14 protein-coding genes and 2 pseudogenes are annotated in these 14,712 nt (G+C 70.6%); 7 read left to right on the top strand and 9 right to left on the bottom strand.

The window, feature by feature from the left end:
* Positions 1-196: pseudogene (locus D7W79_RS26185) on the bottom strand (uracil-DNA glycosylase); the annotation flags it as partial.
* Between the two features lie 223 nt (positions 197-419).
* On the opposite strand from D7W79_RS26185, the gene D7W79_RS26180 reads away from it, so the two are divergent.
* On the top strand, positions 420-983 hold the full coding sequence (locus D7W79_RS26180; RefSeq protein WP_120528124.1) for an NADPH-dependent FMN reductase: 564 nt from the start codon (positions 420-422) through the stop codon (positions 981-983).
* Between the two features lie 4 nt (positions 984-987).
* On the opposite strand, the gene D7W79_RS26175 is transcribed toward D7W79_RS26180, so the two are convergent.
* Complete coding sequence (locus D7W79_RS26175) at positions 988-1,806, bottom strand: helix-turn-helix domain-containing protein (protein WP_120528123.1); 819 nt, start codon at positions 1,804-1,806, stop codon at positions 988-990.
* 146 nt (positions 1,807-1,952) lie between these two features.
* Between D7W79_RS26175 and D7W79_RS26170 the strand changes: the two genes are divergently transcribed.
* The 4 genes from D7W79_RS26170 (at position 1,953) to D7W79_RS26155 (ending at position 4,510) form a co-directional block, all read left to right on the top strand.
* On the top strand, positions 1,953-2,360 hold the full coding sequence (locus D7W79_RS26170) for a hypothetical protein (RefSeq protein WP_120528122.1): 408 nt from the start codon (positions 1,953-1,955) through the stop codon (positions 2,358-2,360).
* An 84-nt stretch (positions 2,361-2,444) separates the two neighbouring features.
* A complete protein-coding gene (locus D7W79_RS26165; protein WP_147442051.1) occupies positions 2,445-3,350 on the top strand; it encodes a hypothetical protein in 906 nt (301 codons plus the stop codon).
* Between the two features lie 49 nt (positions 3,351-3,399).
* Positions 3,400-4,032, top strand: a complete 633-nt coding sequence (locus D7W79_RS26160; RefSeq protein ID WP_244221973.1) for a hypothetical protein — start codon at positions 3,400-3,402, stop codon at positions 4,030-4,032.
* A gap of 10 nt (positions 4,033-4,042) precedes the next feature.
* Entirely contained in the window at positions 4,043-4,510 is a 468-nt protein-coding gene (locus D7W79_RS26155) for an SMI1/KNR4 family protein (protein ID WP_120528120.1), read from the top strand.
* A gap of 14 nt (positions 4,511-4,524) precedes the next feature.
* Here the strand turns inward: D7W79_RS26155 and D7W79_RS26150 are convergent, their stop codons facing one another.
* A complete protein-coding gene (locus tag D7W79_RS26150) occupies positions 4,525-5,442 on the bottom strand; it encodes a LysR family transcriptional regulator (protein WP_120528119.1) in 918 nt (305 codons plus the stop codon).
* Positions 5,443-5,557: 115 nt separating this feature from the next.
* Here D7W79_RS26150 and D7W79_RS26145 point away from each other — a divergent pair, with 115 nt between their 5' ends.
* The gene (locus D7W79_RS26145) at positions 5,558-6,616 is read left to right on the top strand and encodes an SDR family oxidoreductase (RefSeq protein ID WP_120528125.1); all 1,059 of its coding nucleotides are present in this window, start codon (positions 5,558-5,560) and stop codon (positions 6,614-6,616) included.
* On the opposite strand, the gene D7W79_RS26140 is transcribed toward D7W79_RS26145, so the two are convergent.
* The gene (locus tag D7W79_RS26140; RefSeq protein ID WP_244221972.1) at positions 6,606-7,523 is read right to left on the bottom strand and encodes a LysR family transcriptional regulator; all 918 of its coding nucleotides are present in this window, start codon (positions 7,521-7,523) and stop codon (positions 6,606-6,608) included. The genes D7W79_RS26145 and D7W79_RS26140 overlap by 11 nt on opposite strands.
* Before the next feature lie 83 nt (positions 7,524-7,606).
* On the opposite strand from D7W79_RS26140, the gene D7W79_RS26135 reads away from it, so the two are divergent.
* On the top strand, positions 7,607-8,092 hold the full coding sequence (locus tag D7W79_RS26135; RefSeq protein ID WP_244221971.1) for an SgcJ/EcaC family oxidoreductase: 486 nt from the start codon (positions 7,607-7,609) through the stop codon (positions 8,090-8,092).
* Here the strand turns inward: D7W79_RS26135 and coaBC are convergent.
* The 5 genes and pseudogenes from coaBC to D7W79_RS26110 form a co-directional block, all read right to left on the bottom strand.
* Entirely contained in the window at positions 8,078-9,295 is a 1,218-nt protein-coding gene (coaBC, locus tag D7W79_RS26130) for a bifunctional phosphopantothenoylcysteine decarboxylase/phosphopantothenate--cysteine ligase CoaBC (RefSeq protein ID WP_120528116.1), read from the bottom strand. The genes D7W79_RS26135 and coaBC overlap by 15 nt on opposite strands.
* A gap of 40 nt (positions 9,296-9,335) precedes the next feature.
* Positions 9,336-12,314, bottom strand: coding sequence for a carboxypeptidase-like regulatory domain-containing protein (locus D7W79_RS26125; protein ID WP_120528115.1), 2,979 nt, complete (start codon positions 12,312-12,314; stop codon positions 9,336-9,338).
* Between the two features lie 111 nt (positions 12,315-12,425).
* On the bottom strand, positions 12,426-13,703 hold the full coding sequence (locus tag D7W79_RS26120) for a Stp1/IreP family PP2C-type Ser/Thr phosphatase (protein ID WP_043323281.1): 1,278 nt from the start codon (positions 13,701-13,703) through the stop codon (positions 12,426-12,428).
* 71 nt (positions 13,704-13,774) lie between these two features.
* Complete coding sequence (locus tag D7W79_RS26115) at positions 13,775-14,287, bottom strand: FHA domain-containing protein (RefSeq protein WP_120528113.1); 513 nt, start codon at positions 14,285-14,287, stop codon at positions 13,775-13,777.
* Positions 14,288-14,364: 77 nt separating this feature from the next.
* A pseudogene (locus D7W79_RS26110) lies at positions 14,365-14,712 on the bottom strand (hypothetical protein); the annotation flags it as partial.

The following is a 14,712-nucleotide window of genomic DNA, read 5'->3' as shown; positions in this document are numbered from 1 at the left end:
GCTCGGGGGCCTTGGTCCGGGCGATCATCGAGCGCACGGAGGAGGCGGCGGCGCGCTGCTGCTGGAGCTCGGCGGCGACCTTCGCGTCGACGAGGAGCGAGCGGCCCGCGGTCTCCTCCTGCCAGAGGAGGTGGCGGCGCACGTCCTGGAGCACGTCGGCCAGCTCCTGCGCGGAATCAGGCGTGTCGTCGTTCACGGTCGTGGATCGGTATCGGAGGAGCTGCCCCGGTGCAAGGAAGCAGCCGGGGAAGTTGCCTGTACGCTTAGCCCAGGGTCGGGGCTTCCGCCACCTTCCGGGCGGACGCGCCGGGCTCTGGTCGAATCAGGACACACCCCGGGCGAACCCGCCCTGGCTCCGGGCGGACGCGGGGAAGATGCCGGGTGGACGTCCTACCCGTTTTCCCAGGAGCCCCTCGCACATGATCAAGGTGGCCATCGTCGTCGGAAGCACGCGGCCGGGTCGCAAGGCGGACAAAGTCGCCAGCTGGGTCCACGACATCGCGAAGAAGCGCGGCGACGCCACGTACGAGGTCGTCGACATCCAGGACTTCAACCTGCCCCTCCTGGACGAACCGACCCCGCCGTCCATGGGCAAGTACACCCAGGAGCACACCAAGAGGTGGAGCGCGGCGGTGGCGGGTTACGACGCCTACGTCTTCGTGACGCCCGAGTACAACCACGGCACGTCCGGCGCGCTGAAGAACGCGCTCGATTTCGTCTATGGCGAATGGAACAACAAGGCCGCCGGCTTCGTGGGCTACGGCAGCGCGGGCGGCGTGCGCGCGGTGGAGCAGCTGCGCCTCGTCGCCGCGGAGCTGCAAATGGCCACGGTGCGCGCGCAGGTGCAGCTGTTCCTGTCCACCGACTTCGAGCACTACACCGTCTTCAAGCCGGACCCGGCCAAGGAGAAGCAGGTGAACACGCTCCTGGACCAGGTCGTCTCCTGGGGCACGGCGCTGCGCACGGTGCGCGTGAAGCCGTAGCGCCTCAGGTGTCCTGGCGGGCCCTCTCCGTGGCGGCCCGCCGCAGCGCCTCCGCGGTGTCCGGGTCCGCGGGGAAGAACGACTCGATGGCCAGCTCCGCGAGCGTGATGTCCACGGGCGTGCCGAACACGGTGGTGGTGCTGAAGAGGGACAGCCGCCCCAGCGACGTGCGCACGCGCAGGGGCACCACCACGCCCGCGAAGTCGCGCGCCTTCGCGTCCGGGGCGGCCTCCGGCACCGGGTAGCCCTTCAGCTCCTCCAGCAGCGCCGCGAGCGTGGCGTCCGCGCTGGCGTCCACCTGCCGGTGCAGCCGCGTGAGGACGTGGTCGCGCCACTGGCGCAGGTTCTCGATGCGCGGCGCGAGCCCGTTCGGGTGCAGGCTCAGGCGCAGGACGTTGACGGGCGGCTGGAGCATTTCGGGAGGGATGTCCGCCAGCAGCACGCCCACCGCGCGGTTCGCGGTGACGAGCGTCCAGTGCCGGTCCACCGCGAGCGCCGGGTACGGCTCCTGGCCCGCGAGCACCAGCTCCACGGCCTCGCGCGTGGCGGTGAGCGCGGGGTCGTCCAGGGGGCGCTCGGAGAAGACGGGGGCGAAGCCCGCCGCCACCAACAGGCCGTTTCGGTCGCGCAGGGGCACGTCCAGTTCCTCCGCCAGGTGGAGCAGCATCTCGCGGCTGGGCTGGGAGCGGCCGGTCTCCAGGAAGCTCACGTGCCGGGTGGAGACCTCCGCGCGCAACGCGAGGTCCATCTGGCTCAGCCCGCGCCGCTGACGCCAGCCGCGCAGCAGCTCTCCCACGGGACGGCTCTGCTGAAGGCTCGTCATGGCCGGGAAGATAGGGGGCCCACGTCAGCGCTTCCATTCCCTCGGAGGTAATCGACACCGCGCGGGCCGGCTCGCATCTTGTCCACCAACGACGGACGGCCTCACGGCCTCCGCCGCATCCAACCCTTCGCAAGGATTCGTGTGCCATGAGCGTCAAGAACGTGTCGGGAAGCCTGTTGCGCCGCGCGCTGCTGCTGGACGGCGTCGCCAGTGGAGCCATGGGCCTGTTGATGGCGGTGGCCGCCGGGCCCATGGGGCCGCTGCTGGGCCTGGAGCCGGGACTGCTGCGCGGGGCGGGGCTGGGGCTCATCCCCTTCGCGCTGCTGCTCGGGTACCTGGCGTCGAGGGACACCCTGCCCTCGTGGCCGGTGTGGTTCGTGGTCGCGGTGAACGCGCTGTGGGTGGTGGACAGCGTGCTCCTGATGACGCACGGCCCGACGGCGCCCACGGGGCTCGGGGTGGCGTTCGTCACGGCGCAGGCGCTGGCGGTCGCGATGTTCGCGGCGCTGGAGTACGCGGGCCTGCGGCGCGGCACCTCGGCGGCGCTGGCCTGAGTGCTTGGTTGAGTGTTGGGTTCGCGCGGCCCGGGCCTCACACCGAGCCGCGCGGCCCGCCGGGTATTGTTATCGTGGCGGGACATGACTTCCTTCCCGCGCCCGTGGCTCGTCATCGCAGCGCTGTCCTCCGGAGTCATGGGCTGCGCCACGCTCGGAGGCGCGCAGGGGAAGGACCTGGTGACGCTGCGCTACGGCTGGCCGGAGCAGGCGACCATCCGGGTGATGCACACGGTGGACGTGCGGACGGACTGGAGCGGCCGGATGACGGCACAGCGCCGGTACGCGATGCGGCTCGGGCCCGTGGATGAGGAGGGGCGCCGGCGGTTGGTGATCCAGGACGTGGAGATCATCGAAGCCCCCTTCCCCGCCTTCGTGGAGCCGCTGGCTACGTCCATCATCGACGCGCAGGGGGACTTCCAGGGGATTGATCCGCTGGAGGACGGCCCAGGTCAGGACCTGCTGGACGCGCTGCCGGTCAGCCCGCGAAAAAAGGCGCAGATGACGAAGGCGCTCACGAACGGCCTGGAGCGCGAGGCCCGCAACCGCTGGAACGAGTGGGTGGGCAGCTGGCACGGGGCGCGCTTCAAGCCAGGACAGACGGAGGTCGTGTCCACGACGATGTCCGTGGGCACCGGGCGCAAGAAGACCGAGGAGGTCCCCGCCGAGGAGCGCGTCCGGCTGGATGTCGGAGTGGCCTGCTCCGAAACCGATCCGGAGCCCCGGTGCGCGAGGCTGAAAATCGTTCGGGAGCCCGTGGGGCAGACGGATGAGACGCAGGGACGATACGCGCACGTGGAGCTGGAGTTGGTGACGGATCCGGCGACGCTGCTGCCGTACTCTTCACGCGTCATCCGCATGGACCGCGTGGACTGGAGCGACGGCAACGGTGAGCCTGACTTCCATGAGGCCGTGCACTTGGAGCAGCACACGTTCCTCCATGGCGTGGAAGGAACGCCGGGACAGGTCGCGGCAGTGGAGTGGCGTTAGTCCGGGTCTGATTGTCGGACGCGTTCTTGCCGCGCTATCACCGCCTGCCGTGACAGCCATTCTGCGTGCCGCGAGCGCGGCGTTCGTCCTTGCCCTTGTTGGATGCGGCTCGGCCACCGTCGGCACGGTGGGCAAGCCCGCCATGGCGAAGTGGGTGGGGCCGGTCTTCGGGACGCCGGACGGAGGTCAACTCCGCACGACCATCTATTACGGCCCCTGGCAGTGCAGCGCCGCGTTCCTGTCCCGCTGCGAGTCGAAGTGCGCGGCTCAGGGCCATGCCCTCATGGGCTGCATGTGGCTGGCCGACATCAAGGCAGACTGGCAGGGGCGCTACCTGTTCATGCCCGCGGAGGCCGGTGGGCGGATGGCCATCACGCATTGCTGCTGCGATTACCCCAAAGTGGACGGCGAGCCCCTTCGGAAGATGTGGAATAGCGCCCGGCCCGCGTTCCGCGAAGTGTGGGGGCGCGAGTTCGGCGCGTGGCCCCAGTCGGGTTCCGGGAAGTACTGGCCAGGCCACCACATCTTCGACCTGGGCCACGGGGGACCACCTACGGCACCGGGCAACGTTCTGCCCGCCCCTGACGACGTTCACAGCGTCTTCAATACTGAATACCCCGCGTGCTACGCGCCGGGCGGGAAATGGCTGACACCAGGACCTGCGCGCCCCTACGTGGACTGAGGATTCCGCCATGCCGAAGCCCCTGAAGGAACTCCTGGCCGAGATTTCAGCTCGCCACTTCCCCAATCCGCCCGCGACGCTCGCGCAGGTTGCGGCCTTTGAGGCTCGCGTCGGATGGCAGTTCGATGAGGAGCTGCGTGCTTTCTATCTGCACTGCGACGGTGCCACCCTCTTCCAGCCTTTCCCTGATGCGAACTATCACCTGCTGCCGCTCGCACAGATCCGCAGGGCCCGAGTGGCCATGCGTCCCGGTGACGATGACCGCTTCGGGCCAGCATCCTGGTACACCCTCGTGGATCTCCAGGACTCCGACTACGTCATCCTGGATACTGCCCGGCAGACGAATGGTCGGTACCCGCTCCTTGACGCGTACCACGAGACTTTCCCTGAAGACGTGCGCCCCATCGCGACATCCCTCAGTGAGTTCCTGGAGAAGGCGCTGGCCAGTGACGACGCGTTTTTCTGGCTCAAAGGTTGAGTTCAGGGGCTGAATCAGGGCGGATTCCGCGCCCCCATTCCCACTTCGCCGAAGTAGTCGAGGAACGCGCGGATGCGCGCTGGGAGCTGCCTCGCGGGATCGAGGAACACCGCATGGAAGGCTTCAGTGTCCCCGGGGTTCCGGTCCTCCAACACCGTGACCAGCCGCCCTGCCCGGAGGTCCTCGCGGACCATGAACACCGGGAGCCTGGCGAGGCCTGCTCCCGCGAGCGCCAGATGCCGCACCGCCTCGCCGTCGCTGACCTGCACGTTGCCGACACACGGAATGGAAACCGGAGCGCCGCGCTCCACGAAGGACCAGTGCTGCGCGGAGCGCGCGTAGCTGAAACCCAGGCGGTTGTGCTTCTCCAGGCTCGCGACCGTCCTGGGCGTCCCCTCGCGCTTCAAGTACTCCGGTGAGCCGACGACGTGGAAGCGGGTCTCCCCCAGCTTCCGCGCGATGAGGTTGGAGGACTTGAGCGGACCCGCGCGGATGGCCACGTCCGCGCGATCCTCCAGCAGGTCCACCACCTGATCCGTGAGCCCGATGTCCAAGCGGATGCCCGGATAGCGTGCCTGGAACGCGGGCACCTGCGGCAGGAGAACGTGCGTCCCGTAGGGCACGTTGGTGTTCACGCGCACGCGGCCCGAGGGTGCGTCATGCGACGTGACACCCCGCTCGGCCTCATCCAACTCCGCGAGCACCTGCACGCTGCGCTCGTAGAAGACGCACCCCTCCGACGTGAGCTGGAAGCCCCGCGTGTTGCGGTGCACGAGCCGCGCGCCCAGGCGGGCTTCCAGCCGTGCGACGAGCTTGCTGACCGCCGAGGGTGTCATCCGCAGGGTACGCGCGGCGGCGGAGAATCCCTCCTGCTCCACGACCCGGACGAAGACCTCCATCTCCCCGGAGCGATTGATTTCCAGACGGGCCATTGAATTGAACTCACAAGTCCTGTGCCTGGAGCGGCTCTACCTCGTGACACGGCACACGAATACTAGTCCTGTGCGGCCCGGAAACGGATCCACGTGGGGCCGCATGGAGAACCCCATGTCTGCCCCCAAGAACGTGGCCCTGGTTGTCGGGGCCAATGGAATCGCTGGCCTCAACCTCATCGAACACCTCGAAGCGCTCGGCGGCTGGGAGGTCATCGGCCTGTCCCGTCGCGGAGGCGAAGCGCGGGAAGGCGTGCGCTACATCCCAGTGGACCTGCTGAACGCCGCGGACAGCCGCGAGAAGCTGAGCGGCCTGACGCAGGTGACGCACATCTTCTACGCCGCCTACCAGGACCGCCCGACGCTCGCGGAGCTGGTGGCGCCCAACGTCGCCATGCTCGTCAACGTGGTGGACGCGGTGGAGCCTGTCGCCCGGAACCTCCAGCACATCAACCTGATGCAGGGCTACAAGGTCTACGGCGCGCAGTTGGGCCCGTTCAAGACGCCCGCCCGGGAGACGGACGCGGCGCACATGCCTCCCTCGTTCAACGTGGATCAGCAGGTCTTCCTGGAGCGGCGGCAGCAGGGCAAGGCGTGGACGTGGTCCGCGCTCCGTCCATCCGTCGTCGTGGGCTACGCCATGGGCACTCCGATGAACGCGGGGCTGGCCATCGCGGTGTACGCGTCCATGTCGAAGGAGCTCGGCATCCCGCTGCGCTTCCCCGGGCCGCCGTCCGCCTACGACATCCTCATGGACATCACGGATGCGCGGCTCCTGGCGCAAGCCATGCTGTGGGCGGCGACCAGCCCCAAGGCCGCCAACCAGGCCTTCAACATCAACAACGGCGACCAGTTCCGCTGGAGCGACCTGTGGCCGAGGATCGCCCGCATGTTCGACCTGGAGGTGGCCCCTCCCCTTCCCATCTCCCTGGTGGAGACGATGGCGGACAAGGCACCGCTCTGGGACGCGATGGTCGCGAAGCACGGACTCGCTCCCCATCCGTACACGGACATCAACCCCTGGCGGCATGCCCAGGGGATGTTCTCCATCAACTTCGACTTCCTCGCGGACCCGTCCAAGGCGCGCCGCCACGGGTTCCCGGGGCACATCGAAACGGAGGCGAGCTTCCGCGAGGTCTTCGAGGACTACCGCCGCCGCAAGGTCATTCCCTGAGCGCTTCGACCACGAGCGAGCGGAAGTAGCGCGCACCCGGGTCCGCATCCGTCCGGGTGTGCCAGATGAGCGACTTGGTCATGCGCGGTGAGGGAAACGGCATCTCCACCGTGCGCAGCGGCAGCATGTCGCAGAAGGCCCGGGCGACGCGGCGGGGCACTCCCGCCACCAGGTCGGAGCGGGCTGCCGCCATCGCCGCCGCGAAGAAGTGCGGGACGGCGAGCCCCACCTCCCGCGTGAGCCCGTGCTCCTTGAGGACGCGGGCGTGCTGCTGGGCGCCGATGCCCGGGCGCCCTTCCGCGAGGTGCAGGTCGATGTGCTTCGACGTGTTGTAGAGCGCCTTCGTCAGCGTCTTGCCCCGGATGCGCGGGTGGTCGCGGCGCACGAGCAGCACGGCGTCATCCGTGTACAGCGGTTCGGCGTGGCACCCCGGCCCCGTGGCCTCCGGTGGGCCCAGCGCCACGTCCACCGCGCCCGTGGTGAGCCCATCCCGCTCAACGAGGTAGTCGATGCTCACGACGCGCAGGAGCGCGGCGGGAAGACGCTTCGCGAACAGCGCCGCGAGCACCGGCACGTCGGAGACACCGTGGTGGTCCGCGCCCGCCAGGGTGAACGTCCGCGTGCACGTCTCCGGCTTGAAGCCCTGGCCACCCTCCAGCGCCAACTGGAGCTGTCCCACGGCGGATGCGATGAAGGGCCGCAGTTCCTCGCATCGAGGCGTCGGCACCAGCCCCCGACCGCTGCGCACCACCAGCGGGTCTCCCAGCACGTCGCGCAACCGGGCCAGCGCGTTGCTCACCGCCGACTGCGTGACGTGAAGCTCGCGCGCCGCACCCGTCGCGCTGCCGGACTCCAGCACCGCGTGCAGCACGAGGAACAGGTTGAGGTCGATGGCGGAGAGATTCACGCTCGTGATTCTAACCATCATGGACCATCACTGGTGGAGATGGCCTCAGGACCGTAGTCATGGGCCCAGAAAGCGAGGTCCCCATGAGCCAGCCGATGTCCTTCTCCGCCTTTCACGAGCCCGCCGAAACCGCCGCCATCCGGGAGCGTCTGCTACGGCTCTACGAATGCTGGAACCAGGGTGACGCCCAGGCCTACGCCGCCTGCTTCACGGAGGACGTGGACTACGTCGCCTTCGACGGCAGCCACATCCGGGGACGGCAGGCCAACGCGGAGGCCCACCAGGCACTCTTCGACGGCGTGCTCCGGGGCTCCACACTTGACGGTGAGGTGAAGTCCCTGCGCTTCCTCGCTCCGGACGTGGCGCTCATCCACACCGAAGGCGTCGTCAAGCTGCGCTGGCAGCGCAAGGCGCCCAAGGGCCGGCGCTCCATCCAGACCACGGTCGCTGTGAAGCGTGAGGGCGTCTGGTACTTCACCGCGTTCCAGAACACCCGCATCCAGCCGCCCAACGCCTTCGCGCGCCTGATGCAACGGCTGATGACGCCGAAGCGCTCAGCCGCGCGGTGACACGAGCAGCAGGGACAAAATCTCCCCCGCCACCGCGCGCTTGCTGCCCTGCAACACGCGGTCGGGGCCACTCCGAGAGATCACCGTCACGCGGTTCGTGTCCGTCCCAAACCCCGCGCCCTCGGCGGTGACATCGTTGGCGACGATGGCGTCCAGCCCCTTGCGCTCCAGCTTCTCGCGCGCGTGCTCCACCACCCGCTCCGTCTCCGCCGCGAAGCCCACCAGCACCGGACGCTTCGCCCTCCCCGCCACCTTGCGCGACGCCTCCAGCAGCACGTCCGGCGTGCGCACCAGCTTGAGGTTCTCCGGGCCCTCGCCCTTCTTCACCTTCTGCGGCGCTCGCGTCTCCGGCCGCCAGTCGCTCACCGCCGCCGTGGCGATGAACGCGTCCGCGGACTCCACGCGCGACAGCACCTCGCGCGCCATGTCCTCCGCGCTCACCACGTCCACCACCTCCAGGCCCGTGCGGTCCACCGCGCCCACCGGGCCCAGCACCACCGTCACCTTCGCTCCCAACGCTCGCGCCTCGTGCGCCAGCGCCAGGCCCATCTTCCCCGTGGACGGATTGGAGATGAACCGCACCGGGTCCAGGTACTCGCGCGTCGGGCCCGCCGTCACCAGCACCGTCCTGCCCGTGAGCGGACCTCCGCCCAGCCGCGCCTCCACCGCGGACACGATGGCGCCCACGTCCGCCAACCGGCCCGAGCCCACGTCGCCGCACGCCAGCATCCCCGCGCCCGGCCCCACCGTGGTGAAGCGCGCCTCCGCCAGGAGCGACGCCACGTTCTCCTGCGTCCGGGCGTTCTCCCACATGGCCACGTTCATCGCGGGCGCCAAAACCACCGGCCCCTTGAACGCGAGCAGCGACGTCGTCACCGCGTCACCGCCGAAGCCCGCGCGGATCTTCGCGATGAGGTCCGCCGTCGCGGGCGCCACCACGTAGGCCTCGCCCCAGCGGGCCAGGTCCAGGTGACCGAAGTTCCCCTCCTGCGCCGGGTCGAAGTAGTCCGTGAGCGGCGGATGCCCCACGAGCGCCTGGAAGGTCAGCGGGGTGACGAACTGGCGCGCGGCCTCCGTCATGGCCACCCGCACCTCCGCGCCCGCGCGGCCCAGCTCACGCACCAGCTCGCAGGCCTTGTACGCCGCGATGCCGCCACCCACGCCGACGATGATCCGGCGACCCTTCAATGCCGATGCGTCCATGCGGCTTCATTACGCGCCAGCCCGTCCGGCCGCAATACGACTACCGCAGGGACACCTCACCCTGGGAGGGAACGTCCACCGCGCGCACCACCGGGCCCGTCCCCGGCATCTCCGCGTGGAAGTAGCCCCACACCAGCGTGTAGCGGCCCGGCCGCAGGCCCTGCACCACCACCCGCTCCGACATGGGCTGGTACACGAGCTGCGCGTAGCGCGAGCGCAACAGCTCCGTGGGCGGATTGCCCACCGCGCCCACCTCTCCCGGCACCACCCACAGCGCCTTGCCCCGCTCCGGCTGGAGCAGCACCGTCACCGAACCCGTGCCCGGCACCGGGCCCAGGTCCAACGTCATGTCCGCGCCCGCCACCTGCACCACCACCGCCGGCTCGCCCATGCCGCCACGCGGGCCCACCACGAAGCGGTAGCTGCCCGGCGACAGGTCCGCGCTGTAGCGGCCATCCGCGCCGGTGATGAGCGACACCGTCTCGCTGCGGTCCGCGTTGAGCCCCTCCACCTGCGCGCCCGCCGCGGGCTGGCCGTTCGCCAGGTACACCCGGCCCGTCAGGTGCGTCGCGGGCTTGAGGGTCAGCTCCACCGGCGCCGTGCTCCCGCGCGGCACCTCCTGCGTGCCGCTCACCTTGCCCTTGCGGGCGGACACCGTGAAGCGGGGCACGAAGGGAGGACTCGCCAGCGTGAAGGTGCCGTCCGGCCCGGACAGCACCGACCCGTCGCACACGTCGCACGTCACCACCGCGTCCGGCACCGGCCCGCCGGACGCATCCCGCACGCGGCCGGACACCGACGGAGCCTTCACCAGCACGATGTTCCCCATGTCCGGCGGCGACGAAGGACGGTCCACCACCTGGGGCTCGTACCCCGTCGCATCCACCGCGACGATGAGCCGGTCGCCCGCCGTGGACAGCGGCAGCTCGAAGCGTCCATCCGGGCTGTTCACGTCGTGCTCGTCCACGCGGAAGCGGCGCACCGGCTGGCCGGAGTCGTCCACCACGCGGCCCCGGAACGTCGAGCGCTTGCGCATCTTCACCTGCACCGGCGGCCCGCCCGGCCTGGCCTGCGGGCGCTCCATCGCCTCGTAGCCCGAGTGGCGCGCCTCGACCATGTACGTGCGGTCCGGCCGCAGCGCGCGGAACTCGAAGTGGCCGCTCGAATCCGACTGCGTGGGCTCCGCCACGCGCGGCGCCACGCTCATCGCCGCGCCCACCACCGGCTGGCCGTCCTCGTCCACCACGTCGCCCGTGAGCTGCGCGCCGGGCTCCAGATCCACCGCCACCTGCTGCTTCGTCCCGTCCTGCACCGTCACCGACTTGGGCCCGGACTGCAGGTACTCCGGATGCGACGCCATCAGCTGGTACGTGCCCGGCGGCAATCCCCGCATGGGCACCACGCCGTCCGGCCCCGAGGGACGGTCGCTGCGGAAGATGTTCTCCGGATCCGCCCACATCACCACGTCCGCGCCCTCCACCCGCCGGCCGCCGCTGGACACCGTCACGTCCGCGCCCGCCTTCGCCTCCAGGGACAGCGTCACGTCCGTCGCGGGCGCCGTCGCCTGCACGCTGCCGCCGCCCCACTCGGAGTGGTGCGCGTGCAGCGTGTAGAGCCCGGGCATGGGCACCTGCGCCGTGAAGCGGCCGTCCTCGCCCGCGTTCACCACCTCGCCGGTGGGCTGCACCAGCACGGACACGCCCGACGCGGGCCGGCCGTACTCGTCGATGACCTGCCCGCTGATGACCGTGGCCTTCGCCAGCTCCAGCTCCAGCGGCGTCTCGCCCGGCGCCACGCGCGCGGGCAGCTGCGCCGCGGTGAAGCCCTCCGCCTGCCCCTCCAGCACGTACTCGCCCGGCGCCAGCGGCCCCAGCTCCGCCAGCGCCCCGGTGGGCACCGCGTCGCGGCGGATGAGGTCGCCCGCCACCGTGCGCAAGAGCAGCTGCGGGTTGGGCACCGGCTGGCCGTCCTCGTCCACCACCGTGACGAGCAGCCGGCCCGCAGCCTCCAGCACCAGCGTCACCTGCGTCACCCGCTGCGACAGCGTGAGCGTCTGGGGCGCGGAGCCGAAGCCCGGCGCCTCCGCCGTCACCACCACCTCGTCCGGGTACAGGCCGTTGAAGCGCACCGGCCCGCCCTGCGCCTCCGTGTGCTCCTCGCGCGTCAGGTGGTCGCCCCTCAGCCGCACCGTCGCCGCCGCGGGCGCCCCGTCGCGCGTCACGCGCACCTCCAGCGTGCGCGACGGCGTCAGCTTCAGGCGCAGGGGCTGCGAGTCCGCCTCCACCTGCTGCGCCACCGCGGGCTGGAAGCCCTCCGCGTCCGCGAGCACGTAGAAGGGCCCCTCGCCCAGGCCCGACAGCGTGAAGGCCCCGCCCGGGCCCGCCACGGCCTCGAAGGGCAGCGGCACCTTGCGCGACACCGCGCGCACGCGTGCCCCGGGCCTCGCCTGGCCGGAGTCGTCCACCACCGTGCCGGTGATGCTCCGCAAGGGCGGCAGGTACAGGTCCACCGGCTCGCCCGGCGCGGCCCGGTCCCTGAGCGCCACACCCAGCCCCGCGGAGCGCGCCCAGACGGTGAAGGACACGCCCGCCAGGTGCTCGAAGCGGAACCTGCCTGCCGCGTCCGTGCGCACCGTGGCGCGCGCCGTGAGGAAGCCCTGCTGCTGTTCGAAGAAGGCCCGCGTGTGCAGCGCCGTCTCATGCGCGGTGCAGGCCAGGAGCGCCAGGCCGCACTCGTCGCACCGCACGTCCGCCAGCGTCCGCTCCGCCGACGCCGCGAGCGACACCTCCGCGTCCGCCACCGGCCGGCCGCCGCCGTCCAGCACGCGCCCGGTGAGCGTCAGCCCCTCCTGCGCGCCGGACGACACCGCCACCGCGTTGAAGGCGGGCATCCCCTGGCGGATGGAGCTGGCGGAGACGGGCGAGACGGGGCGCGCGGCCGGAGCGCCCCACCGGGGCACCAGCACGACGGCGGCGAGCGCCAGCACGGCGGCCACCGCGATGAAGACCCATTTGCGCATGTGTACGCGGCCGGGACCTTACTCGCCGGCCGGCCCCCCAACGACGGTTTCCCCCGGGAAATTCCAGAGCGTCCTCTTGAGGACGTCCCGGGGGCCGGTGGGGTTCCCTGCTCAGTCTTCCGCGAACGGCTGGATGGCCTGCGCCACGGCCAGCTCCTGCCGGGCCTCGCTCAATTCCGAGTTGGTGGCCCGAAGCCGGTCGCTCAGCACCTGCACGAAGCTCCAGAGCATCTTCACCGCGAGGATGGCCTCGCGCTTCATCAGCCCCATCAAATCAGAGCGGGCGATGACCATGGTCCGGGTGGGCTCCGTGGCGCGCACGGTGGCGGAGCGGGGCGCGTTGTCGATGAGGCCCATCTCGCCGAAGTGCCCGCCCGAGCGCAGCTCCGCGATCTCCACGCCGTTCTTCTCGATGGCCACCCGGCCCCGGATGACGACGAAGAGCTCCTCGCCCGGCTGCCCCTCCACCACGATTTCCCGACCCGCCGGGTAGGTGCGCGTGGTGGCGATGGACAGCACCGCCGTCTGCTCCTTGTACGTGAGGTGGCGGAAGAGCGGGATCTTCCGCAGCGCCTCCATGCGCGACTGCGCCTCGCTCGTCTCCTCGCTGGCGAGCGCCGCGCTGTCGCCGGCCACCTTCACCACCACGGCGGTGATGTTGTCCTTGCCGCCGCGCTCGTTGGCCATCTCCACCAGCTTGCGCGGCAGGTCCCCGGGCTGCAGCCCCGCGACCAGGGGGAGAATCTCCTCGTCCTCGATGTAGCCGTGCAGGCCGTCCGAACAGAGGAGGAACACGTCGCCGGGCATCAGGTCCACGATGAGCGTGTCGACCTGGACGGACTCCTGGATGCCCACCGCGCGGGTGATGACGTTGCGGTACTGCGAGGTGGCCGCCTGCTCCTTGGTGATGGTGCCGGCCTTGAGCTGCGCGGCGACGAGCGTGTGGTCCTCGGTGAGCCGGTGGCACTGTCCATGCCGCACCAGGTACACGCGGCTGTCGCCCACGTGGCCGATGACGCCCTTGTTGCCGCCCACGGCCAGGCACACGAACGTGGTGCCCATGCCGCGCTTGGAGGCGTCCGTCATCGCCGTGCGGTAGATGTCCGCGCACGCGCGCTGCACCGCCACCTCCACCAGCGCGGCGGCCGCGGAGCGGCTGTCCGCCGTGGGGTTCTGCGCCAGGTCCTTGAGCAGGTGCCGGTTGGCCGCGATGTGCTGCTTGACGACCTCCGTGGCCCGCGCGCTGGCGACTTCACCCGCGGCGTGTCCGCCCATGCCATCGGCGACCATGAACAGGCCGAGCGACGCGTCCACCATCATCGCGTCTTCGTTGTGTTGCCGTTTCCGGCCGACATCGGTCAGCCCGAAGGCTTCTGTGGTCAAGGCCACCGCGAACGCTCCATCCGTGCCTAGAGGGTGACTCCGCACGTTACGCAGGCCGCCGAAGACGTGGCAAGGCTTCAGGACTGCAGGCGCACCGTCAGCAGGCGAGCGAAGCCGCCCGCCGTGTAGAAGCTGACCTCCACCTGACCGAAGCGCAGCCGCACCCCGTCCTCCACCGGCATGGGTTTGCGAGCCAACAGCCGGCCCCCGGCCACGTACGAGCCGTTCTTCGAGCCCGCATCCGTCAGCAGAAACCCCGTATCCCCCGTGTCCCGCGAAAACCACGCGTGAAACCGGGACACACTGCCGTCATCGAGGACGACGTCGTTGTTGCTGGTGCGCCCCACGGTGATGCCCCGGCCGAAGGCGTTGCCCTGGCACTTGAGCACCGGGAAGACGACGGGTTCGTCCTGCCCGAGCGTCGCCGGGCCCGCGTTGGTCACCGTGCGCAGCGGGTACTCCTCCAGGTCGGCAGGGGGCACCCCGCCCAGGGGAGGCGTGAAGAGGAGGACCGCCGCGGGGAGTCCCCGTTCGAACTCCTCGCGGTTGCGCAGGTAGCGCGCGACGTGGGCACTGAGCAGCTCGACCATGGGGCGTGAACGTGGACGCGGCACCCTGCCCGCACCGGCAGGCGGGGCCGCTCTCGCTCACGGAGTGTACCGCGCCTCTACCGCCAATCCGCGAAAAATCCGAGGTTCACGCCACCCACGAAGTCACGTGCGAAGCTGCGGTTCTTGAGGCCGAAGGGCTCCGAGTAACCCAGGGCCAGCCCCACGCCCACGTCCCGCTGCATCTGGTAGCCAATCTGGAAGCGGCCCTGGACGGTGCCCGCGGTGCGGCGGTCCGGAGGCTGGGTGGTGAAGTGGGCGCCGTAGAAGGTGGGGCCGCTCGTCACCTGGAAGCCCCAGTGGGCCCTGCCCGGCAGGTGGTTGCGGTAGCCGAAGCCCGCCTGCACGGTGTGCTCGTAGTAGGAGGACACCGGCAGGATGAAGCCCTGCAGCGCCGTGTCGGGCAG

The organism is Corallococcus exercitus (genome assembly GCF_003611585.1).
In the GTDB taxonomy this organism is placed as follows: Bacteria; Myxococcota; Myxococcia; order Myxococcales; family Myxococcaceae; genus Corallococcus; species Corallococcus exercitus.
The sequence above is the reverse complement of the archived record's forward strand: the minus strand, read 5'-3'. Positions and strand labels throughout refer to the sequence as shown.

Bases quoted from the DNA above. Each gene is read 5' to 3' on its own strand.
- D7W79_RS26180 (WP_120528124.1), top strand. From the start codon at position 420: ATGATCAAGGTGGCCATCGTCGTCGGAAGCACGCGGCCGGGTCGCAAG.
- D7W79_RS26145 (WP_120528125.1), top strand. From the start codon at position 5,558: ATGTCTGCCCCCAAGAACGTGGCCCTGGTTGTCGGGGCCAATGGAATC.
- D7W79_RS26150 (WP_120528119.1), bottom strand. From the start codon at position 5,442: ATGGCCCGTCTGGAAATCAATCGCTCCGGGGAGATGGAGGTCTTCGTC.
- D7W79_RS26155 (WP_120528120.1), top strand. From the start codon at position 4,043: ATGCCGAAGCCCCTGAAGGAACTCCTGGCCGAGATTTCAGCTCGCCAC.
- D7W79_RS26135 (WP_244221971.1), top strand. From the start codon at position 7,607: ATGAGCCAGCCGATGTCCTTCTCCGCCTTTCACGAGCCCGCCGAAACC.
- D7W79_RS26125 (WP_120528115.1), bottom strand. From the start codon at position 12,314: ATGCGCAAATGGGTCTTCATCGCGGTGGCCGCCGTGCTGGCGCTCGCC.
- D7W79_RS26115 (WP_120528113.1), bottom strand. From the start codon at position 14,287: ATGGTCGAGCTGCTCAGTGCCCACGTCGCGCGCTACCTGCGCAACCGC.
- D7W79_RS26175 (WP_120528123.1), bottom strand. From the start codon at position 1,806: ATGACGAGCCTTCAGCAGAGCCGTCCCGTGGGAGAGCTGCTGCGCGGC.
- D7W79_RS26165 (WP_147442051.1), top strand. From the start codon at position 2,445: ATGACTTCCTTCCCGCGCCCGTGGCTCGTCATCGCAGCGCTGTCCTCC.
- coaBC (WP_120528116.1), bottom strand. From the start codon at position 9,295: ATGGACGCATCGGCATTGAAGGGTCGCCGGATCATCGTCGGCGTGGGT.
- D7W79_RS26170 (WP_120528122.1), top strand. From the start codon at position 1,953: ATGAGCGTCAAGAACGTGTCGGGAAGCCTGTTGCGCCGCGCGCTGCTG.